Annotated in this window: 18 protein-coding genes and 2 pseudogenes; 6 read left to right on the top strand and 14 right to left on the bottom strand. The window is 55.4% G+C overall.

Translation table 11 applies throughout. From position 1 onward, the window contains the following. Positions 1-23: 23 nt before the first annotated feature. Positions 24-371, bottom strand: a complete 348-nt coding sequence (locus HA45_RS20015; RefSeq protein WP_100699789.1) for a cupin domain-containing protein — start codon at positions 369-371, stop codon at positions 24-26. Between the two features lie 183 nt (positions 372-554). Here HA45_RS20015 and glsB point away from each other — a divergent pair, with 183 nt between their 5' ends. Continuing rightward, entirely contained in the window at positions 555-1,481 is a 927-nt protein-coding gene (gene glsB / locus HA45_RS20020) for a glutaminase B (protein ID WP_100699790.1), read from the top strand. A 4-nt stretch (positions 1,482-1,485) separates the two neighbouring features. On the opposite strand, the gene HA45_RS20025 is transcribed toward glsB, so the two are convergent. Further along, on the bottom strand, positions 1,486-2,427 hold the full coding sequence (locus HA45_RS20025; protein ID WP_100699791.1) for a D-2-hydroxyacid dehydrogenase: 942 nt from the start codon (positions 2,425-2,427) through the stop codon (positions 1,486-1,488). 186 nt (positions 2,428-2,613) lie between these two features. Between HA45_RS20025 and HA45_RS20030 the strand changes: the two genes are divergently transcribed. After that, a complete protein-coding gene (locus HA45_RS20030; protein ID WP_100699816.1) occupies positions 2,614-3,030 on the top strand; it encodes a DUF2946 domain-containing protein in 417 nt (138 codons plus the stop codon). 65 nt (positions 3,031-3,095) lie between these two features. Next, positions 3,096-4,859: a DUF2534 family protein gene (locus HA45_RS20035; RefSeq protein WP_100699792.1), complete on the top strand. Its 1,764-nt coding sequence runs from the start codon at positions 3,096-3,098 to the stop codon at positions 4,857-4,859. 43 nt (positions 4,860-4,902) lie between these two features. Here the strand turns inward: HA45_RS20035 and ahr (HA45_RS20040) are convergent, their stop codons facing one another. From ahr (HA45_RS20040) to HA45_RS20050, 3 genes are all read right to left on the bottom strand, one after another. After that, positions 4,903-5,922 (bottom strand): NADPH-dependent aldehyde reductase Ahr, encoded by a 1,020-nt coding sequence (gene ahr, locus HA45_RS20040; protein ID WP_240629161.1) that lies wholly within the window; start codon positions 5,920-5,922, stop codon positions 4,903-4,905. Between the two features lie 217 nt (positions 5,923-6,139). Beyond that, positions 6,140-7,156, bottom strand: a complete 1,017-nt coding sequence (gene ahr / locus HA45_RS20045; RefSeq protein ID WP_100699794.1) for an NADPH-dependent aldehyde reductase Ahr — start codon at positions 7,154-7,156, stop codon at positions 6,140-6,142. Between the two features lie 110 nt (positions 7,157-7,266). Further along, positions 7,267-7,524, bottom strand: coding sequence for a hypothetical protein (locus HA45_RS20050; protein ID WP_420849001.1), 258 nt, complete (start codon positions 7,522-7,524; stop codon positions 7,267-7,269). A 300-nt stretch (positions 7,525-7,824) separates the two neighbouring features. Here HA45_RS20050 and HA45_RS20055 point away from each other — a divergent pair, with 300 nt between their 5' ends. The 3 genes from HA45_RS20055 (at position 7,825) to HA45_RS20065 (ending at position 10,202) form a co-directional block, all read left to right on the top strand. After that, positions 7,825-8,385: a DsbA family protein gene (locus HA45_RS20055; protein WP_100699796.1), complete on the top strand. Its 561-nt coding sequence runs from the start codon at positions 7,825-7,827 to the stop codon at positions 8,383-8,385. A 114-nt stretch (positions 8,386-8,499) separates the two neighbouring features. After that, complete coding sequence (locus HA45_RS20060) at positions 8,500-9,423, top strand: extracellular solute-binding protein (RefSeq protein ID WP_100699797.1); 924 nt, start codon at positions 8,500-8,502, stop codon at positions 9,421-9,423. Beyond that, the gene (locus tag HA45_RS20065; RefSeq protein WP_100699798.1) at positions 9,423-10,202 is read left to right on the top strand and encodes a molybdate ABC transporter permease subunit; all 780 of its coding nucleotides are present in this window, start codon (positions 9,423-9,425) and stop codon (positions 10,200-10,202) included. The genes HA45_RS20060 and HA45_RS20065 overlap by 1 nt, the downstream gene beginning before the upstream one ends. A gap of 21 nt (positions 10,203-10,223) precedes the next feature. Here HA45_RS20065 and HA45_RS20070 read toward each other — a convergent pair whose 3' ends face one another. From HA45_RS20070 to HA45_RS20110, 9 genes and pseudogenes are all read right to left on the bottom strand, one after another. Then, positions 10,224-10,613, bottom strand: a complete 390-nt coding sequence (locus HA45_RS20070; RefSeq protein ID WP_100699799.1) for a response regulator — start codon at positions 10,611-10,613, stop codon at positions 10,224-10,226. Positions 10,614-10,913: 300 nt separating this feature from the next. Further along, positions 10,914-12,005 carry a VasL domain-containing protein gene (locus HA45_RS20075; RefSeq protein ID WP_158087324.1) on the bottom strand — a complete coding sequence of 364 codons (1,092 nt, stop codon included), beginning with the start codon at positions 12,003-12,005 and terminating at the stop codon, positions 10,914-10,916. 19 nt (positions 12,006-12,024) lie between these two features. Next, positions 12,025-12,465: a type VI secretion system baseplate subunit TssE gene (gene tssE / locus HA45_RS20080; protein ID WP_100699801.1), complete on the bottom strand. Its 441-nt coding sequence runs from the start codon at positions 12,463-12,465 to the stop codon at positions 12,025-12,027. After that, positions 12,465-13,004 (bottom strand): type VI secretion system lipoprotein TssJ, encoded by a 540-nt coding sequence (gene tssJ / locus HA45_RS20085; protein WP_100699802.1) that lies wholly within the window; start codon positions 13,002-13,004, stop codon positions 12,465-12,467. The genes tssE and tssJ overlap by 1 nt, the downstream gene beginning before the upstream one ends. Beyond that, positions 12,979-14,076, bottom strand: coding sequence for a type VI secretion system baseplate subunit TssG (gene tssG / locus HA45_RS20090; RefSeq protein WP_100699803.1), 1,098 nt, complete (start codon positions 14,074-14,076; stop codon positions 12,979-12,981). Before tssG ends, tssJ begins: the two co-directional genes overlap by 26 nt. Continuing rightward, a pseudogene (gene tssF, locus HA45_RS20095) lies at positions 14,031-15,793 on the bottom strand (type VI secretion system baseplate subunit TssF). The gene tssG and the pseudogene tssF overlap by 46 nt, the downstream one beginning before the upstream one ends. A 58-nt stretch (positions 15,794-15,851) precedes the next feature. Further along, a complete protein-coding gene (locus HA45_RS20100; protein WP_128599017.1) occupies positions 15,852-16,553 on the bottom strand; it encodes a YidX family protein in 702 nt (233 codons plus the stop codon). Positions 16,554-16,600: 47 nt separating this feature from the next. Then, complete coding sequence (gene tssA / locus HA45_RS20105; RefSeq protein ID WP_100699806.1) at positions 16,601-18,181, bottom strand: type VI secretion system protein TssA; 1,581 nt, start codon at positions 18,179-18,181, stop codon at positions 16,601-16,603. Next, positions 18,181-21,560: pseudogene (locus HA45_RS20110) on the bottom strand (ImcF-related family protein). The gene tssA and the pseudogene HA45_RS20110 overlap by 1 nt, the downstream one beginning before the upstream one ends.

Raw genomic sequence — 21,560 nt, forward strand, 5'->3', positions numbered from 1 at the left:
ACGCAATCATTAGCAACAGAATTTTACGGTTGGCTGGGCAGATCACCATAATGCACCGCTAGCCATACCGTCGGGCCCTGGCTGTCGGTCCAGTTAACACGATGGCGGCAGCCCGCCGGAATATTGATGAAATCGCCGGTTAACAGTGTGCGCTCTTCGCTTTCGCCTTCCAACTGCAATCCAGCCGATCCCTGTAAAATCATCACCCATTCACCTTGCGTCTGGCAGTACCAAAAATCGGGCGGACTGGCCTGTCCGGTTGAAACAATACGTTCAATCAGTACATTGGGTTGTGGCAGCAGCGCTTCGAAGGTTTCAGCGCTACCGCTTTGCGCCGCTGACGGAAAATCACGCAAAAGATTCGTTAACATGATGTGAGCCTGATGTTTTTGCTGGATTTATGCACTGTAACGCAGGCTTCACCCGGAAGGCTCACAGAATTTTACGGCGCCCGTTGACGCATCAATGACAAATCACCATGATCCGCGCCATCGTTACCCGTGGCATTCTCGCCGTCTGCGGGTACACCCTGCTAATTACTCACACTGGAGCCTGTGGTGTCTGAACTGACTAATGCATTGCTGGAAGAAATCGTGGCGGAAGTTCGCCCGTTAACACGTCAGGGCAAAGTGGCGGACTACATTCCCGCACTGGCCGGTGTCGACGCCGATCAGCTCGGCATCGCGATTGTCACGCCCGATGGTCAGCACTTTCAGGCCGGTGATGCTTCTACGCGCTTTTCCATTCAATCAATCTCCAAGGTGTTGTCGCTGACCGTCGCCCTGACATTGTATGAAGAGCAGGAAATCTGGCAGCGCGTAGGCAAAGAACCTTCCGGCCAGGCATTTAACTCGCTAGTACAGCTGGAGCTGGAACAGGGCAAGCCGCGTAATCCGTTTATCAACGCCGGTGCGTTAGTGATGTGCGATTTACTGGAAGGCCGTTTGACCGCGCCGCGTCAGCGCATGCTGGAGATTGTGCGTCGTCTGGCGCAGCAAAACGATATTCACTATGACCGTGTTGTTGCCCGCTCCGAATATGAGCATTCTGCACGTAACGCCGCGATTGCCTGGCTAATGAAGTCGTTTGGCAATTTCCACAATGATGTCAGCAAAGTGATGGAAACCTATTTCCACTACTGCTCGCTCTCCATGAGTTGTGAAGAACTGGCGCGCACCTTCCTCTATCTCGCCAATCAAGGCCGCAGCCAGCACGATAAGTGGACGGTGATTTCAGCCCGTCAGTCGCGTCAGGTGAATGCCCTGATGATGACCAGCGGCATGTATGACGGTGCTGGCGAGTTCGCCTGGCGAGTAGGAATGCCCGCGAAGTCGGGCGTGGGCGGCGGCATCGTCGCGGTGATTCCCGGTGAGATGTGTATCGCGGTGTGGTCGCCAGCGCTTGATCACTCCGGCAACTCCCTGGCGGGCACCGCGCTGCTAGAGAAGCTCACCGAGCGACTGGGTCGCTCGATTTTTTAATCGCTTAGCTCACCACATGCGATGGATTGCCCTGTGCAAATCCGTCGAGATTGGCTTCGATGCCGCGCAGCAGATTAGTCACCCCCTGCTGGCTGGCCCACGCGATGTGCGGCGTCAGGAGCAGGTTGGGCACATCGGGCTGTAACAGTGGATGGTCGGCAGCAGGCGGCTCACTGCTGAGCACATCCAGCGCCGCTCCAGCAATCACCCCCTGGCGCAGCGCGTGAGCCAGTTCCGTTTCATTGATCAACCCACCCCGCGCGGTGTTAATCAGCCAGACGGATGGCTTCATGAGCGCCAATGCTTGCAAATTAATTAACTGGTGCGTGTGCGGTGTCAGCGGGCAATGCAGCGTCAGAACATCGCTGCGCGCCAGCACCTCTTCAAAAGGGGTATAACCTGCACGTGGCGTGGTGCTGCCTTTGCGATCGGCATACAGCACCGTCATGCCGAGCGCTTCTGCCATAGCACCCACCGCGCTGCCGATGTCGCCTTTCCCGACAATCCCTAAGGTCGCACCAAAAATGTCCTGAATTGGCTGGCGATGCACGCAAAAATGGGCCGATGCCGGCCATTGCGCGCGCGTACTGTTGGCGTAATCCACCAGATGGCGGCGCAGGGCAAACAGAGCGGCGATCACGCCTTCCGATACGCTGCGGGTCGAGTAGCCTGGCACATTGCTGACCACAATGCCCCGTTCGCGACAGGCCTCCAGATCAATACAGTCGTAACCGGTGGCCGCGACACAGACGAAGCGTAAATCCGGCAGCTGACGCAGCGTTTCAGCGCGCAGCGGCACTTTGTTCGTTATGACGATCTGTGCACCGCGCAGCGCAGGCACAATTTCGCTGAGTGACGTCGTCCCTCGATAATGCCACTCAGTACACCACTGCGGGCGTGCAGGGGGTTGCGGCAGCGTGTCACCGTCCAGCGTCACTATTTTCATCGCGTCTCCGTGTTTATGTTTCCGTACTGTTCTCATCAGGTTGCACTAAGGTTAACAAATGCTGGGCGTTAAGTGACTTTTTTCAAAAGGTGCGAATTTTTTCTTAATTAGCCTGAGTTTCTTTAACCCTTCTGCGGCAATGGCGTTACACTTCGGCCTCTTTTGCTGAATCTTTTCGTCGCCACCATGACCTTTTCACATCAACTTCGTCAACGCCTGACTGCTTGTATCGCCATCGTGGCGGTGCTGCTGCTGTTTGTCGCGCCAATCGTGTCGAAGACGTTGATGGAACGGCAAAACCGTATGATGGATATGCCTTCACACGGTATGACGTCTGATATGTCGATGCATCATCACGAGATGATGATGGATATGGCAATGCCGGGCATGGACCATCATAAGATGGATGACGGTGAATTCGCCTGCGGATACTGTGACCTGTTGGTTCATGTGCCGCTGCTGATGTGGGTGTTTGTCCCCTTCATCTGGCTCATCATGGTGATTTCCCGCGCCCCACCGCTGCCGCGACGGCAGGCACCGGTGATACGACGCTTTAGCCCGACACACCGAACACGCGCGCCCCCGGTTTTTCTTTCCTGCTGATTTAATTTTCAAGCGGTGCAACCCTGTTTGCGCCTCGGCATTCTCTAACCGGAAGGAAGACGGCTTTGTCTGCTGCTCACTCTGCAGCACCGCGCGGTGCGGTGCTTAATTTACTTCGTCGCTTACATTTTTATATTGGCCTGTTTGTCGCACCGTTCATATTCGTGGCGGCGCTCAGCGGCACGTCATATGTACTGACGCCACAGCTGGAAAACGTCATCTATTCGGATGCGTTAACGGTGCAACCCAACGGCAATGCACAGCCCCTTTCTGCGCAGATCAGTGCTGCACGTGCTTACGCAGGTGAAAAGCAGCATATCTATGCTGTGCGTCCAGCGCCGGGTGCGAATGACACCACCCGCGTGCAGTTCAGCGATGCCTCACTGGGTGCTTCACAGTCACGTGCGGTGTTTATCGACCCTTACAGCCTGAAAGTGAAAGGCGATATGCCGGTGTACGGCACCAGTGGCGTGCTGCCGCTGCGTACCACCCTCGATCTGTTACACAGCAGCCTGTTGCTGGGTGACTTTGGTCGCAACTACAGCGAACTTGCAGCTTCCTGGCTGTGGGTTGCCGCGTTGGGCGGTGTGCTGCTGTGGCTGGGTACACGCCCGAAACGCCAGCTGAAACGGGCCAAAACTGGCTTTGCCTTTAGTCGACACTGGCATGTCACGCTGGGTCTGACGCTGGTGCTGGGATTGGTGTTCTTTTCGGTTACCGGCTTAACCTGGTCGCAATGGGCGGGAAATAATATTGATCGCTGGCGTACTGAGTTGAACTGGCTGACGCCGCAGGTCAACACCGCACTCAATCGTGAAGCGCCCGCTGCACCCGCCGATCCGCATGCTGATCATCACGCAATGCCGGGTATGCCAGAAATGGATATGTCGGATATGTCGATGTCCGGTATGTCGATGTCCGCAATGGCAAAACCGACGGCACAATCCGTGAAACCGCTGCCTACTAACCAGCCTGACAGCGATTGGGATCGCGTGCTTCATGCGGCGCGCCAGGATGGATTGAGCGCCAGCAAGCTCGAATTGCGCCAGCCGAAGAGTGTCGACAAAGCCTGGGCGGTCACGGAAATTGATCGCAGTTGGCCAACCCGCGTAGATGCCCTCTCCGTTAACCCGCAAGATTTTTCGATTGTTGATCACGTCTATTTTGCCCAATTCCCGCTGGTGGCAAAACTGACGCGCTGGGGAGTAGATGCGCATATGGGGGTGTTGTTTGGCCTGCCTAACCAGCTGCTGCTGGCGTTCTTTGGGCTCGGTTTGTGCAGCATGATCGTGTTGGGTTACCGCATGTGGTGGCTCCGTCGTCCTCAGCAGGCAGAAGCCAGCCCGGCACAGACGTTAACCGAAACCTGGCTTGCCATACCGCATTACACCAAAGGTACCTGCGTGATGGTGGCGCTGGCGCTGGGCTATGCGCTGCCGGTAATGGGCGCGAGTTTGCTGGCGTTCTTAGTGATAGATATCCTGCGCTGGCGTAAGCAACAACGCATCCCGATGACTGAAGCCGAAATCATGGCGGCGCAGCAATCTCCGCTCGGTATTATTCGCGCTCGCTTTGCGGTGAAACGCAAAGAGATGCGCTACTTCCTGCGCGGCGTGTGCATTCTGGCAGTGATTGTCGTCACGGTGATGAGTAATGCCATGATTGGTGGAGTGATCGATCAGTACGGCATTCCTTTCAGCCACTGGTCGCTTTCGATGTACATCACGCAGGGGATGATGATTGCCTTATACAGCGCAGTTTTCACCGCACTGATGTCAATTCCGTTATGGTATTTCTTCCTTGGCGAGAGTGACCCACAAGGTAAATAAAGGTGGGTGCGCAGGGATGCGCACCGAACCGAGTCCACGCCACTTAGAAGTCCGCTTTCAGCACCACGCGGTAATGGGCTTTACCCGCTCTCACGTGTTCTAACGCGGCATTGACCTGCGACATCGGAAACTCCTCAACCTGAGGTGCGATATCCACGCGCACGGCCAACTTCAGTAACGCGCGCAATTGAGAGGGAGAACCGGTAGAAGATCCGGTTAGCGCACGGTCGCCGACAATCAAACTGAACGCCGGAACCTCAAACGGCTTCATCACCGCGCCCACCGTGTGGAACTTGCCTTGCCGCGCCAGTGCCTGATAGTACGGCTTCCAGTCCAAATCCACGGCTACGGTGCTGATGATCAGATCGAACTGCCCGGTTAATGCATTCAAAGCTGCCGCATCGCGGCTATTCACCACCCGATTGGCTCCCATCGCCAGAATCGAGTCGGTTTTGCTGGCGTTGGAGCTAAATGCAGTGACTTCCGCGCCCATCGCACGCAGCAGCTTGATCGCCATGTGACCTAAGCCGCCAATGCCAATCACACCTACGCGACTAGTGGCATTAATGTTATGCATCAAAAGAGGTTTGAACACGGTGATCCCGCCACACAGCAGCGGCCCCGTTGAGGCCAAATCCAGCGACTCCGGCAATGGAATCACCCACTGCCAGTTGGCGCGCAGATGGCTGGCAAAACCGCCGTGATTGTTGATGGTGGAGACTTTACCGGTCTGGCAGTTAACCTGATCGCCCGCAATACAGGCATCGCAGTGCTGGCAGCTTTTAGCCGTCCAGCCGATACCCACTCGTTGGCCGATGTGAAGCCCTTTATTTTGGGCTGCATCACCCAATGCCGCTACGCGACCAATCACTTCATGACCGGCAATCAAGGGATAGCGCGAACCGCCCCATTCGTTGTCGATCATCGACAGATCGGAATGGCATACGCCGCAGTAATCGACTTCAACCTGCACGTCTTCCGCTGCCAACGGACCGGCATCGTATTCAAAAGGCACCAACGCCTCACCCGCTTGCAGAGCGGCATAGCTGGAAATCTTCATCACTGTCCCCTGGATTTTGCTTGAGAGGAAAACAGATTAGCAAAGTGGCAGGCAATTTTATGCTGAACAATCAGTTTATTAGGCGGGAGGATGCTGTTGAAACATGAGATTCAATTGATGGGGAAGATAGCGGCGCCATTCAATGCGCATCCGTCAGCGAGGTTGCCGCTGCAGATAAGCGCAAAGCATCGCGCCGCTATGAGTCGTACCTAAGCGAGTATTAGAAATCCGCTTTCAGTACCACGCGGTAATTGGCTTTACCGGCACGAACATGATCGAGCGCGTCATTGATTTTCGACATCGGGAACGCTTCAACCGTCGGTGAGACGTCAGTGCGTGATGCCAGCTTCATTAGCGTACGCAGCTGGCCTGGTGAACCGGTTGATGAACCGGTAACAGCGCGGTCACCCATGATCAGGCTGAAGGCCGGCACTTCAAACGGCTTCATCACTGCACCAACGGTGTGGAATTTACCGTGCGGCGCCAGCGCCTGGAAGTACGGCTGCCAGTCCAAATCAACAGCAACGGTGCTGATGATCAGATCAAACTGACCTGCCAGCGCATTCAGTGCCTGTGGATCACGGCTATTCACTACGCGATCGGCGCCCATCGCCAGGATGGATTCGGTTTTGCTGGCGTTGGAACTAAAGGCTGTCACCTCGGCACCCATCGCGCGCAACAATTTGATCGCCATATGACCCAGACCACCAATACCAATCACGCCCACACGGCTGGTGGCATTGATATTGTGCATCAGCAGCGGTTTGAACACGGTAATCCCGCCGCACAGCAGCGGACCTGCCGTGGTGATATCCATCGATTCTGGCAGTGGGATGACCCATTGCCAGTCAGCACGCAGATGGCTGGCGAAGCCGCCTTTGTTCATGATGGTCGGCACTGAGCCGTTTTCGCAGTTAACCTGCTCGCCATTGATGCAGGCATTACAGTGCTGGCAGCTTTTTGCCGTCCAGCCAATGCCCACGCGCTGACCGACTTTCAGGCCTTTATCTTGCGCGGCATCGCCCAGTGCACTGATGCGACCAATCACTTCGTGACCCGCAATCACCGGGAACGCCGAGATGCCCCACTCGTTATCAATCATCGAGAGATCGGAATGGCACACGCCACAGTAATCGACCTCAACCTGTACCTCTTCAGCTGCCAGCGGACCGGCCTCATACTCAAAAGGCACCAGCGCTTCGCCTGCGTTCATCGCGGCATAACTTTTGATTTTCATTACTGTCCTCTGTTTCAGCGTTTTCGACCCACTAGTCTAGCAGAGCGTACGCCAGGATTATGACGATAAATCAATCGATTATCCGCGATAGGTCAGAATAGCATTCAGGGTTAAAGCGGATCGTGATTGAGTGGGCTGCGAAAGGCGTGGCGAGCAGCATCAATCAGTTGGCTGGCGGTGACGGTGGATGGTAAATGAGACAGCACTTTATTGGCCTGCCAATAACACAGCACCATTGCTTCGTCAGTTTCACTTTCCGCCATTTCGCGCAGTCGTCGACGCAGGGTTAACACATCCAGCGTTTGCTGCTCATCCACCATCTCCGCAATGGTCTGATTGATAACCTGATGGATGATTTTCCAGGACATTTCGGCAAACACATTTAACCTCGTTGCTTAACTATTGGCTCCAGGCAAATGAATACAATGCACGGCACAGACCGCACAAAAAGGAAACAAAGCTGGCATAACTATAGCCGTTTATTTTCTGAGCAAACGGTGGAACAGCTGACATTCTTGTAGCTAGCGGATCTATAAAACGATTTTTATTGAATGTCGTATCCCACAAGCCGAATGTCCTTGTAACAAAAAAGCATAATCCCACGCTGGCTGTCGCCGCCGTGCTTTGCCAAAGTAGAGCAACGTTTAACCTCGCAACAGGGAATGAATATGAGTCAAACCACCGCTTTACACGCCGATCCACTGATTTGGGGCCAGGGTCCCAAAGTATTCGAAGTGTTTCTGGAGCCCACCTGCCCGTACTCGGTGCGTGCGTTTAACAAACTCGACGCGCTGCTGGCCTTGGTGGGCGAAGATAAGATGACGCTGAAGATTCGGCTGCAATCGCAACCGTGGCATATGTATTCAGGTCTGATTGTGCGTTATATCCTTGCGGCATCAACGCTGCCGGAAGGCAAAGCCGCAGCGAAAAAAGTGTTGCAGGCGGTTGCCGATCATCGTGAGGAGTTTGAATTCACCGATCATAGCCATGGCCCCAACATGGACGCGACGCCCAATCAAATTCTTGAGCGTTTGCAGCAGTACAGCGGCGTTGACGCACATGCGCCTTTCCTGCGTGCTGAGCTGCAGAATGAGATCAAATGGCACAGTAAGTACTCACGTCAGAACGGCATTCACGTCTCGCCGACGTTTATCACTAACGGCCTGGTGCAGTTGGATATTGGCAGCGGTGACGATATTGAATCCTGGGCGCAGCGCATCCTCGCCTGACGCCTTCAGCCCGCTGCGGCGGGCTATCCCCATATTTCGCAACAGATTTCAGCTTGCACTGACGCTATGAATTCCGATAATCGTTATCTACCTAATTATATAGCGAGAAAAGGAATGCGCCTTAACCACCTCACAGCACTGCTGTTTACTTCCGCGGCGGCACTTAGCCTGCAGGCACAAGCTAATACTGATATTCGTGTCACCTATGCCGGCTCGATGGGTAAGGTCATGGACCAGTCATTAGGTCCAGCCTTTGCTAAACAAAACGATGGCAAATATGAAGGTCAGGGTCAGGGCGCTTACGGTATGGCGCGTCTGTTGGCGAGCAAGAAAATCACCGCCGATGTGTTTGTATCCATCACACCAGGCCCGATGCAGATTCTTAAGGATGCGGGATTGATCGACAATGCCGTGCCCGTAGCGAGCACCAGCATGGTGGTGGCGTATAGCCCGAAAGGGAAATTTGCGGAGCAGTTTGCAAAAGCCAAAGGCACCGATGCCAGCTGGTTAAAAGTCCTGGCCACGCCAGGCATTAAGTTTGGTCGCACCGATCCTATCAACGATCCGAAAGGTCAGAACATCATCTTTACCCTGCTGCTGGCTGAGAAGTATTACCATCAGCCAGGTATCGCCGACAAAATCCTCGGTGGCTACCAGAATCCGGCTCAAACTCATCTCGAAGGCGGCCTGCTGGCGCGTCTGGAGAGCGGCCAGGTGGATGCTGCTGCGGGCTATGAAAGCGAAGTGATCTCGGCACACCTGCCTTATGTGGCCCTGCCGGATGAGATTAACCTGAGTAATCCAGCCATGGCAAAACAGTGGTATGACACTGTCAGCTTCAGCGTGAAAGACAGCACCGGCAAGGACAAAGAGTTGCATACCCAGCCGATGGTGTATTACGCCGCGGTGTTGAAAAATGCCCCCCATGGCGCCGCTGCGGGTAAAGCTTTTATCGATTTTATGCTGAGCCAGCCGGGTCAGGCGCTGTTTAAACAGAATGGCTATGCTGCGCCGAAAGGCGGTGCTGTTTACCCATAATGAAAAAGGGTCATACTGCCGCGCTGTGGCTATCGCTGCCAGCACTGTTGCTGCTGGCGGTCCCCTTTGTGACGCTTATTGGCATCACCCATTGGCAGCATTTGCAACTTGCCTGGGGTGATGGCAATGCCATTAAGACTTCACTCGGTTTAGGGGCTATCGCGCTGTTGCTGATTTTTGTCAGTGGTTTACCGGTGGCTTGGTGGCTGTCGCAAGCACAAGGCCGTGCACGCTTTATCGTGGAAATGCTGGTGATGATCCCGTTGCTGACGCCACCGCTGGCCATGGGAATATTGCTGGTGAGTGCCTATGGCCCTTATAGCGTCCCGGGCGAACTGCTGGGGAAAATCGGCTGGACGCTGGTGAACAATCCCGCCGCCTTTATTTTGGCGCAGTGGTATGGCGCACTGCCCTACTTTATCACCACCGCGCGATCGGCCTTTGCCGGCGTGCCCCAGGATATATTGGATGCGGGTCGCACGTTGGGGGCATCATCATGGCAGGGATTCTGGCGCTTGTCGGTTCCGCTGGCCGCGCCGGGATTGGCTTCCGCTACCGCATTGGCTTGGGTACGTGCAATGGGCGAGTTCGGCATTGTGATGATTTTCGCCTATTTCCCGCAAGGGATGCCGGTTCAGCTGTATAACAACCTGCAAAATGATGGCGTAGACGCAGTGTACGTGCTGCTGTGGTTGCTGCTGCTGTTTACCTTGCCGGTGCCGCTGCTGTGCTTTGCCGCTTCAAGGCGGGTACGCGGAGAGCATATCGCGCTTAATTAAGTCCAGTGCATAACGCGCCCGCTAAGGCTGAGCGCGTTTCTCACTTTCCTGCATGGCTTGATGCAAAGTCTCAAGTAGCGGTTCAATCTCCAGGGGTTTAGTGAAAATGGCAAACAGCCCATGAGAAAACGCCTGACGACAAGCCTCAACCTTGTCTTGATCGGTCATGATCACTATCGGTAGCAAAGTATGGCGAGCGGCTAAACTCACCATGACGTTAAGTTCCTCTGCGTCTGCGGTTTGCACGTCCACCAGCAAGCAACCGCGCAAGGGCTCATCGCTGTGTACTGCAACAGCAAACGACGCGATATCAGCAAAATCAGCCACTTCATATTCGATGGCTTTCAGCACAAAACCCAGCGATTCACGCACTGACAACTCATTATCCACTAACCAAACTTTTGCGCTCATTCCCTTCTCCGCCAACGGTGAAACTCAGTTAACTTTTGCATCGTGACCCATGCAGATTGCTTGCCATGGCAGTGGCACCCTTTTGCATCATGATAAGCAAGATTGAGGCGGTTTTTTATGTTCAGAAAACAGTAAAAAAAGCCCTCCGTTGACAGGAGGGTTATCAATATCGCTGTTCAGCCTGTTGATGCAGTGTGCAACTTTTATCTTTATTATCCTTGTTATTCAATATGTTTTACCGTCCAAATGACGATTTCAGACGTCTACCTAAGACAACTTTGATTTAGAGTGGTTGCTAATTCAGTCCAGCGTGGGCTGCGCTTTCTGCTGCTGCAAAAGTTGAAAGCGAAACATAATCTGCTTCAGCCGCAGTCCTGTCTGAGTTTCCTCATTCAATTGATCATTCTCGCTTTGAGCGTAGCGCCGCAGTTGCTCTTCAACCGGTATCTGTTCGTTAAAGGCTTGCATCGCTGAAAATATGCCGGTTTTCAACTCACTAACCGTCAGATACTTGCCTTTGGTTTTGTCCAGACTGTTCAGTTGCTCGGCCATATTTTCCAACTGCGCCATACCGCGGTGCCAGCTTGCCAACCGCTCCAAAGGTATCGCTTGTTTTTCTCTGCGCTGTTGCTCTACCAATGCTTGAGCCGCAGCAACTTGCTGCTGATGTGCGTGGCGATACACACTGCCGCAGGCAAGCACCAATGCCCCGGCCAACATTGCACAACAGGCACCACTCAAAAATGATTTGAATGATGACGGGGTTGCACGCATCGCTGATGGCTCATCGGCATCGGGATAAACAACATAAACGCGGCTCGGATGGCTGTCCTGTACGCCGCTGGGTGCTGCCGGAATAAGCTGCACCGGCGAGTGCAGACTTTCTTGCAGCTGTGTCATTGAGTGTTTGACCTGATGCAATAACGTGTTGGCCTGTGCAAATTCCCTGATGCCAAAACGTAACAGCGCTTCACGCAGGGATATCAGCAGTCGCTCGGTTTCTATCAGTTGGGTCAGCATTTCGCTGCCCTGCAGCTGCCAGCCACGATAGAGACTTTGCAGACGTCGAAACATCACGCTGAGGATATCGGCACGCGCATCAATCGCCAGCGGCCAGAAAACCGACCACTGATGCACCACCAACGCATCAATCAAGTTCAGACCTTCGTTCAGACCGCTTAAACCCGTGTTATGAGCACGCGCGAGGGTAAACCAGGCCGCACTCTGCAACTCCAATCCATTTTGTTCAAACAACCCCAGCGTGAGTGTCTCCACTTTGCCCCAATCAACATCGGGCCGGGCGGGATGCGTCAGCTTGTTCATCTCTTCCCGCAACTGGGCATAGCCGGGTAAAGTGCGCGGATCTGCTCCGGTTTTGATCACCTGATTCATATTCAACAACCTGCCTTGTTTATCGCGTCGATTCATTGCCGATTAACTGCTGCTGCTTTAAATGACGAAGCAGCACTCTGCCCTCTGGTTTGAATTCTGTGCCGTAGCGCACCAGGCCGATTTCGGTGAGTTCGGCATCAATGGCATAGCGCAATTCGCCGGGCATCGTTTGCTCCAGCAATGCTACATCGATACGCTTTAGGCGCGGTTCGTACTTCAGCAGCACAGTTGAAAAGGTGGAAAGCAGCTGATGTGCTGTACCGGGCATCCCCTGCAGGATGCGGGTCATATCCGGCAGACCGTAATCAGGGATGTGAGCAATAGAGCCTGCGCGGGTGTTAAGGATGCGCTGCAGATTATCCAGCACCGAGAGAATGACCTGGTCCCGTTCGCTTACGGCATCAAGTTCCAGCCCGCCACTAAAATTGCCGTAAAGGATCTCGTAAAGTGAAGGCATCATTATGGTCTCTTAGCCTTTTCCGCTAGCAGCGTTAGGGTACCGTCACCCAGCTCAATCACGCGCGCGTTGTCCGGATCGAGATCATTGCGGGTCAGTAGCAGTCGCCACTGATCATCCTGAGTGTCCGGCGACAGGAACAGCCCGGCCACCGCCACGAACTCCGCCTTGTCGTCCATAGGCATATCGATACTGACTGACTCGCCAGGGCGTAAGCGGATGTCCTTTTGTGCCAACAGGTCCGCCTTCAGTACCTGACTGTCAGCAGCCAGCAATGACGGATAATCTGACGCGTCAAAAGCTTTACTGTCCTCCAGTTGCCATATGCGCACCACGGTTGAGAGCGCTGCGCCCTGCGCGTTACGGTTTGCCCCTTCACGGGCGCGAAAATCGAGGTGCAGCGTGCGTATTTGTTTGTAAAAAATGGATTTTGTTACGGAGACGGTGCCCTCTGATACTTTCTGCGTCAGACCACAGCCGCTGACGCTCAACGCCAGCATAAGAGAGATAAGCGTTTTACCAGCGGTAGTCGCCCTGTTCATCGGTTTCGGTCCTTGAAGGTTGTACCCGGACGCGTTGATAGCGACCGAGTTGTATGGTTATCAGATCAGACTCGTGGGAGCCCGAAGGTTGTGTCAGAGGCAGCACAGCAGTACGCCCCAGTTGCTTTGCCGCGCCTGTCCGGCAGCTCAGCTGCGCATCAGGCATCAGTGCGCGGTCAACGCAGAGTTCCAGTCGCGCATCCAGCTTTGCCCCCAGGTAGACGTGCAGCAGCGCCATCAGGTCACCGTGCAGTTGCCCGCCGGGGAGCCAGCCCTGGACTTCCTCACGGTTATCGGTTAACAGTCTCAGCAACACCTGACCGTTGACGTCGGTGGCATGCGTCCCCATCACCGGGCGGTGCTTCAGACTGACCGGGTGGCGCGTGCTCATATTCAGCAGGGAAGACTGAGGAATACGACGGGGGTCCCAGGGAACGACCTGCGCGCCTGTGTCCGGTGCCAGCAGGCTCACCAGTGAGGTAACGCCTTCCGCAGTTCGCCCGGGCAGCAGCATCACCGGCAGCAACGCCAGGAAACGCGAGACCGGCGTTGCGATATTTTGTGCGCAGCCGCTTATCCCCAAACCCGCCAGCCCCAGCAGGTACTGAGATGTGTTATCAGCACCGCCAGGGATGAAAGTTGCAGGATAGGTGTATTTGCGCCAGATGCGGTAAAACTGCGTTGTCAGGCGGTGGCTGAAAATATCCAGGAAATCCTGTGTAGCCTCATGCCCTTCTCGCTTCCGCGTAATGTCGTCGAGAAAGTGAGTCGGGAGCGGAGACTCGGTGCCATAGAGCCCCATGAAATTAATGCGCACTGTAGGCGGCAGGTAAGGATGAGCGGGCGCTTCCGCACTACGAATTTCCCCCGCCGGGAAGCCCATGCCGGGATGAGGCCGGAAGCGAACCGGCTCATGCCGCACCTGCCAGGTGCTGCCCGGCACGGGTGCATCAGGGTCGCTCCTTTCCAGCAGCTGACAGAATCGGTAAAAATTCATGTAAGGCAGCCGGTCGCCCAGCCGCGCGATTAGCCGGGCAGGCGCTGACTGTGATTCTCTTTCCACCGGATGCATTTTCCTTCAGGCCGGATAATCAGGGAGAGCTGAATGAACTGGTTCATGTCCGCGTAAAGCGACAGGAAGCGGTTAAGCATCTCGCCAAACAGGTGTATGTCGCCGTCACCGCTAAAGCCGCTGCTGTCGAGCGTCACCTCAACGTCGAGACCGCGCAGCAGGTAACCCGACTCAAACCGCTGCAGGCGGTGATGCTGTACGTCAAGGATCGCATCCAGCCTGCGGTTGCAGAGTTCGTCATCCTGCCAGTTGTATAGCGCCAGCGTGCCGCGCAGCACTTCCGCGCTGCTCATCATGTTGATGAAACCGGAACCGAGGTGGCTCAGTACCCGCCAGTGAAAGCGGTCTTCAGCGGGTGGATAGGCAGGCAACGTCGGACGAGTCAGATTGCGCACCGTCACCGGCGTCTGCAACACCTGTTCGCAGCGGTCCAGCAGGGTGCTCTGCAGCGCGCGACGCGGAAGCTGGCCGTTGGTGCCGGTGATGCGCAGCGAGAGCGTATCGCGGGAAAGTTCGTGCCCCTCCTCCCACTGCTGGCCGCCGAGGATAAGCCAGGTATCATGCAGGCCGGTGACGCCCCGACGCACGCGGGTGTGGAAGTATCGCTCGGGGGCGTGGCGTCGCATCATGCCGCCCCGGTGCCGGAAGCTGGTGAAAGGAACGTATTCAGCCGCACCGGTCAGCCCTGAACCGCTGACCGCATCCACCGAGTAAATTTCGGTGTGTCCGTCCTGCAGGCGCTTTGCGCGCAACAGATATTCGCTCTCAAGTCCGTTTACGGTCAGCGGATCCGCTTCCAGCGTGAACAGGTTAATCACCGGCACGCAGTGCAGTCGCAGGGAGGCATCGGTCACCGGCAAATCACTCTCCCACGCCTCACTGAATACTACTTCGATATCAAACCAGGCCAGCCCGGGCGGAAACTGGATGTTTTCCAGTCCGTTCAGGCTTACAAAGCGAAACTTCTCCGGGAAGGTGAAGTACTCCAGCAGCAGCTGATAGCCGCTGAAGGCGCTGTCACCCTTTGGCCACAGCCTGTCGTCCTCACCAAATCCACCCGGGCTGAACCAGCCGCTTAGCGCGGTGCGTTCCTGCTGTCCGGCCAGACGGATATACATCGCAGCCTGACGACGGGTCAACCTCTGATGCAGCGCGGTCGCGACGGGCACGTCTTCTCCCAGCCACAGGCTGAGATGGCGCAGGTCACACTGGCTCCAGTCTGCCTGGCCGCTGCTGGCTATGCGCAGGCGCAGCACAGAACGTCCGTCCGGCTCGGTGCCCATCTTCACGCCCGAGATTGAAAGTGGATTAAGCGTAACCGGCTTCGTCGTGCGGTAGTGGCAGACAGTTTTTTGGGGCCTACGGGGCGGGAATACACCTCCAGCCCGGCGGGGGCGGTCTCCGCCATTTTCATTTTCGGCAGGTCAGGCGAGAGCGACACTATGCTCAGTGACGGGATAGTGCGCAGGTAATGCGGCCAGAGCATGCTGACCAACCCTTCGGTCAGCTCCGGCAGGTCATCATCAATCTTCTGGCGCAGCCGACCTACGGAAAAAGCAAATCCCTCAAGCAGGCGCTCCACAAAAGGATCCGGCGTGCCTGCCCGGTCCAGGTTGAGCATGGCGGCACGGTCAGGGTGGGTTTCGGCAAATTCTTTTGCGGCGTCGCGCAGATAGCGCATTTCGGTATCGTAATAACGTAGAGTCAGGTCTTTCATATTCTGGCGAGCCGCCCTTATCTATATGAACCCATACCATTTGTAGCTTTGAAAAACTTCAGCGATATCGGGAAGAAATAATGTCCGCTGCAGCCGCAATAGGGGTGACAACCACATTGGTCAGAATATTTTCGGCATAAATATCGGTGACCTGCTTATAGGCCCATAATTCAATCTTATACTGACTGGCTGTTTTACTCTGCTGGCCGTCACTGAATTTGAGGCTTTTTTCAGGGATGATGACGCCATTAATTTTTATATTGCTGACGCACACATTATCAGAATAATGAAAGCCGATTGACTGCATGTCCTTTTCTTCACAGGGGCTGACCGCTCCCGATTTATTTCGGGCTATAACATCAAAATCACCTTCGAACCTCGCCACTGTTCGCTTTGTGGCGGGTGACACGAGTTTCAGCTTTATTATGTTATCATTACCCTTTAGTTCAAGGTGATATTGGCTGTGTAATGCATCTGTCTCCAGAAGATGCTCTCCTCCCACAGTCACCACGTAGATATTTTCCTTACCCGAAAATGCAAGGCCATCAGGCGGAATATCAACAGGATAGTTCACCCCATTATTGACCACTGAGGCCTGAAGTCCTTTATAGCGATATACACCGGCGATATTATCACTGGATATCTTTCGGTATTCCATTCTTTGTGAGGTCGGCTGATTAACACCCCACAGCAGCACGGTACAGCCACACAGACTAAAAATTGCTAGGGCACACATCAGGTGCCTGATTGATTTCATCATTCCTTTGGACCATTTGTATTTAAATTAAAGGGAGAGGTAAGGCCTTATTAAGAAAACAATACCGATGCTCGCGCAGCATCGATACTCACCAGCCCTGCCAGCAGTTGTTCCATGTCAGACTGCACGCGGGTTTTATCCGTTTCACCCCGGCCCGCGCGCGCCCGGAGCAGTTTCAGCCTCCGCGATTTCACTTCATACAGCAAAGAGGGCTCCCACTTACCCAGCGTTATGCTGTCCGCACTGCTGTCCAGCGCGCCCAGCAGATGAAGCGCCATTTCCTGACGGCCGAATTGCTCGGCAAGTCTGGCCATCAGCAAACGCAATAACCACTGCTGGCGAGGTGACGTGATGCCGGGCCGCTGCTGCAGCCAGGCCAGCGCAGCTTCAATGCCCTCCCTGTCTGCCAGATCAGTGGCCTCGCTCTCCAGCTGCAGCACATCATCTTCTGCGCCAGCAGTCACAGAGACAGCCTCCGTTCCGAACACTCCCGCAGGCATTAGCACATGCTGCTGGATCCAACCCATGGTGACCTCATCCGCAAATGGCATTCCGTCACTGAAAGCCAGCGTCTCCAGCCCGGTGAGGCGCGACAGCAGCCCCTTCAGATCGTCCTGAACAATCGCTGCCAGCGCCGCATTGCCCGAACGCAGTTGCGCCTGGTGCTGGTACCACTGCAGGTCAAGCCAGAAGTGGTTGCCGCCCCGGCTGAACAGGTTGTCAGCCTGCTCGGCCAGTTCGGACCAGCTCTGCTGCAGCCACAGGCGCTTAAGCTGTGCGCGCTGGTCTGGCTTGGGTGGCTCGATACGGCTTTTGCCGTCGCCGGATAAAGGTGGCAATTGGCTGAGCGTGTCATGGCGGATGGTTTTCATCAGCCGGTGCGCGGCTAGCCAACCGCCGGGCTGGTCGCGCAGATAAGCGGCCAGCGTTCGCGCCTGGTCCAGCAGGTCACGTCCGGAACTGATAGCCGACAATGCTGGGGCGGCGGAAGCTGAAGACGACTGGGGGGCCGGACCGTCTGCCGCCGTCTGGGGCACCACCGCATCAGGGCCGCCAGCCCTCAGCAGCCGGGCCTCCAGCGCGCCGTAAAGACCACCAAGGCCGGCCCCACCCTGCGATCTGCATACGTCATCAATCATCAGCAGCGCCGCCACGGTTCGCTGCGCCGTTGCGGTCGTCACTTCAGGATAGAGCGTCAGCGTATCCAGCACGCGTGCGCTGGCGGGAAAGCCCAGCGCCGCCTCACGACTGCGCGCCCGCTGTGGATGCAGAGCATCACCGAAGCGCTGCATCAGGCCGGCAAGCAGGGCCAGACCGTCGGCAAACCCTTCTTCACCGTCTCGTTGCAGTCGCGCCCAGCAATACCAGACTGCCACACGGATATCTTTGGCTTCCTTAGTCAGCACCTGTTCCGCCAGAGTGCAAATAAGTGCCGTGTCCGCGCCGGACAACCTGTTCATCTCCTGCTGCATTTGCTGGAACGCATCGTTGTAGGTTGGGTCTTCGCCTGCTGAGTGGGTGTCCGCCAGGGGCTTCAGCCACGGCTCCCACAGCGAAACAGACTCAGTGGCCAGCGCGCGAAGATGGTCCGCATCCGCACCGCAGGCGTTAATCAGGGATTGCAAAGGCATTAGTCTTCCTCGCTGACAAAAGTTTCATCCGGCACGTCCGTTGTGTCACTGATGATGAATATGTCGCCCGGAAGCGTGAAGTTGCGCAGCTTCAGTAGAGCCAGCGGCCCCTCTCCGGCTTCTGTCCGCAGGATGTAGTTTAACGGGCGGCCGTCGGGAGCCTGCCAGGTGAGCTGCCAGCTGCTGCTGGTGCCCGGATTGGCTTTAACCTGCGCTTTATCCAGCAGGCGAATCAGGCCCCAGCTCCCCGGCATGTCGCCATACTGGCGGGTCCCGGCCTTCGTGCTTGTCCAGCTCAGCGACGCCCCGGCGCTTCAGTGTCAGCCGGCCAGGTGAAGCGTTTCCACACCGGTTGCTGATTCATGTACGTAAGCTTCTGACTGTCGATAATCAGGTCAGTCTGCATCACGTCTGCGGCCGTACCGGGGCGCAGCTCAAAGTGCAGCCCGGCCTCGCCGCGGGTAAACACCACGTCAGAAATCCGGCTGAGCTGATTAAGCGCCCGCAGAAAGGCCGGATTAAAGGTCAGCCCCTGGGCGTTGATGCTGTCCGGTACCCAGCGGGTGCCTTCGCGGTGCAGCACGCCGCTCAGACGCGAGTGCAGGAAGCGGGTGATGCGTCCGTTGTCCGCGTTCAGGTATTTCGCCAGCAGCGGCAGTGACACTTCGCTGCTAACATTTTTAAACGGATAGCGGCCGCCAAACGCGCTGTTCCACTCGTTCACCACCGCCTGCTGCCACTGGGCGTTCAGGCTTTCCGCAGCCGGCATCAGCACCTGCTGCCAGGCCTGCTCCATCGGGCGCACAAATACCGTCTGTCCGAAACCACTCCACTCCTGTCCAAGACCGGCGGCGACCAGGCTGCCGTAGTCTCGCGTGTCAGTCAGGTCCACGGTTTTCCCCTGAAACACCGTCTGCGCCAGCGTCTGTGTCATGGCCTGAGGGTCTGCTGCGTTGGTGACCTGCTGCAGGCGCAGACGCACCTGAGTCACGCGCGTCAGGAAGGTGCGCAGGCTCATGTTGCTGCTGCCCTGATTATCTGTCAGCGCCAGTAACGGACCGAATGTGGCATCCAGCGGGCCGCCCGGGCCGCTGTTCTGGTCAATGGCCGGGAGCTTTTCCCGACCGAGCAGGTTCTGCGCAGACTTCACCAGCGAGTCAGCAATAGCATCCCCACTCTGCCCGGTCCGTCCCTGCACGTTGAGCGTATTCATCAGCGCCACCAGCGGTGACTGGCGCACATCCGCCATCAGCGTGAGCTGGTCAATTGCGTCTGAAAGCGTCGGTGCCGGCTGCAGGCGCAGGCTGTTCAGGAAGTTCAGCCAGGCGGCGCTGTAGTCAGAGAAGTAACGGCTGGTCAGCCTGGCTTGCAGTCCGTCCGGTGATGCTGCCTGGTCGGCCTGCGGATTGTCACCCAGCACCCAGTCCATCTCTTCCTTGCGCTCGCGAGCCACTTTTTCAATGGCAGGTTTCACGCCGTCTTCCCAGGCCTGCCGGGTAAACATCCCTGGGACCACTTCATCGGTAGTGAACAAACGCGCCGTATCGGTATCGCCGGTCATGTCTGCCAGGCGCATGTCCGCATACTGTCGGGCGACCTGTGAGAGCATCCGCTGGTACTGGCGGGTTTCGCTGTTGGTTACCCCCATCTGGCGCACCAGCAGGGCGCGTACCTGACTGACAAGTTCATCATCGATCTTCAGCGCCCACTGCGGATGGGTACGCAAACTCTTGCTGTAGAAGGCCAGCAGCGGTGCACCTTCTCCCTGCCAATAACTGTCAGTCACGCCTTCACGCTGCGCCCAATCCCGTATCAGTGCATGACTAAACCACTCCTCATTCATTCGTTCCGGTCGCGCCAGCATCAGTAATAGTTTGAGCTGGGTGTAAGCGGGTCTTGCAAGCTGCTCGCGAAGTGGACTATCTGGCGGCAATGCGGCTATGGTTTTCAGCTTGGCCTTAAGGTGAATTGCCGCCGCATCACGCAGCAACGGCAGTGCGATCTTACTGTATCGCTCCGAAAGTGCGTGGAGTAGCGCATCATTTTGATTTAGCCCGGTGAAGTCATACCACGGCACACCGTGAGCAGACCGATTTTGCAGGCGTTCGATTCCCGCTTGCAATTCAGCGAGTGCACTCAGTCGCTGCTCAATCCCAACACTTTGGGACGCGCGAGTAATCTGATCCTGTGTCGTAGCAATAATATTACGATTGTAAATAAACGAGATAATTATCCCAGCAGCCCAGAGCACCATAAATACTGAACTGATAATGCATAATACCTGAGGCCATCCCAGACGATGTTTTACCGGGCGTAATCCCACAGGTAATATTGAAAGCGAAGCAAGTAACGAATCCCAACACGTATCTTTTCCCCAATGATGTTTAACCTCTCGGGCAGACTCCATTGCTGAAGGGCTAAACATAATCCCTGCAACGGGTAAAGGACGATGCGTATTCAGCAACTCAGTCAGAGACTGGCTGATACTCCTCGCTGACAGGGAGAGCTCAGATTTCAATGCAAGCAAGAATGTGTACTGAGGATCAATACAGATTTGCTGAATTCCTTGCTCTGTCAATTTAGCGTCCAATGTAAGTAATTGCGCCTCAATAACCTCAGATGTTGCCCGGAATGGTAATAAGCAACCGACAGACTGTGTAATTCTTCCTGAGCAGTCACCAGCCGGATATAACGACCAGACAATAAACGGCAGTCTCCATCCTAATAATTCATAACGAGAGGTAATTCTTCGGGAGAGTGTATCTATTTCCTGTGATGATAACGTGAAGTCGGATGAAGCGTAATCCAAAGCAGGAGATCGACTCAGAGATGATGTGACCCAAATCAAAGCATCAATCGGTTGATGGCATAATGCCTTAATCTTGCTGAACCAGTCATTATCCAAAGGTTGATCTGTATCTCCCCCCCACAACAGCACCGTACCTTGATGCTCTAGCCAGAACTGACTGCTAATGCCAGGGGCGAGTTGCTCCACATCCAGCTTACGCCCGGTGAGCATAATAATGGTCACTTTCTTTCGCCAGAAACGACCGAACTGATGGCCTAGTGCCAACTTGAGTTCAGATATGGCGACACTAGAGGCGGAGTTTCTATTCACTTGCTGGGTTTTATTATTTTTAACAGAGGCATCATCATCATTACGCTCTTGCAAGATGTTTCTAATTAAAATCACTCCGTAACTCATGCATAAAAAAATAAAACACATTCCAATGAAGGCGTAAAGCTTGCTTTGAAGCGTTAACAGGCCAATTCTCTCACCAAAACGATAAATACCCCAGGCAATCGCAGTGAGTACAAGAAAAATAACGCCATAACGACCTATCCAGTGCCTATCATTTCCTTTATCCGATGCGCTCAT

The sequence above is a fragment of the Pantoea rodasii genome, from assembly GCF_002095465.1.
In the GTDB taxonomy this organism is placed as follows: Bacteria; Pseudomonadota; Gammaproteobacteria; order Enterobacterales; family Enterobacteriaceae; genus Pantoea; species Pantoea rodasii.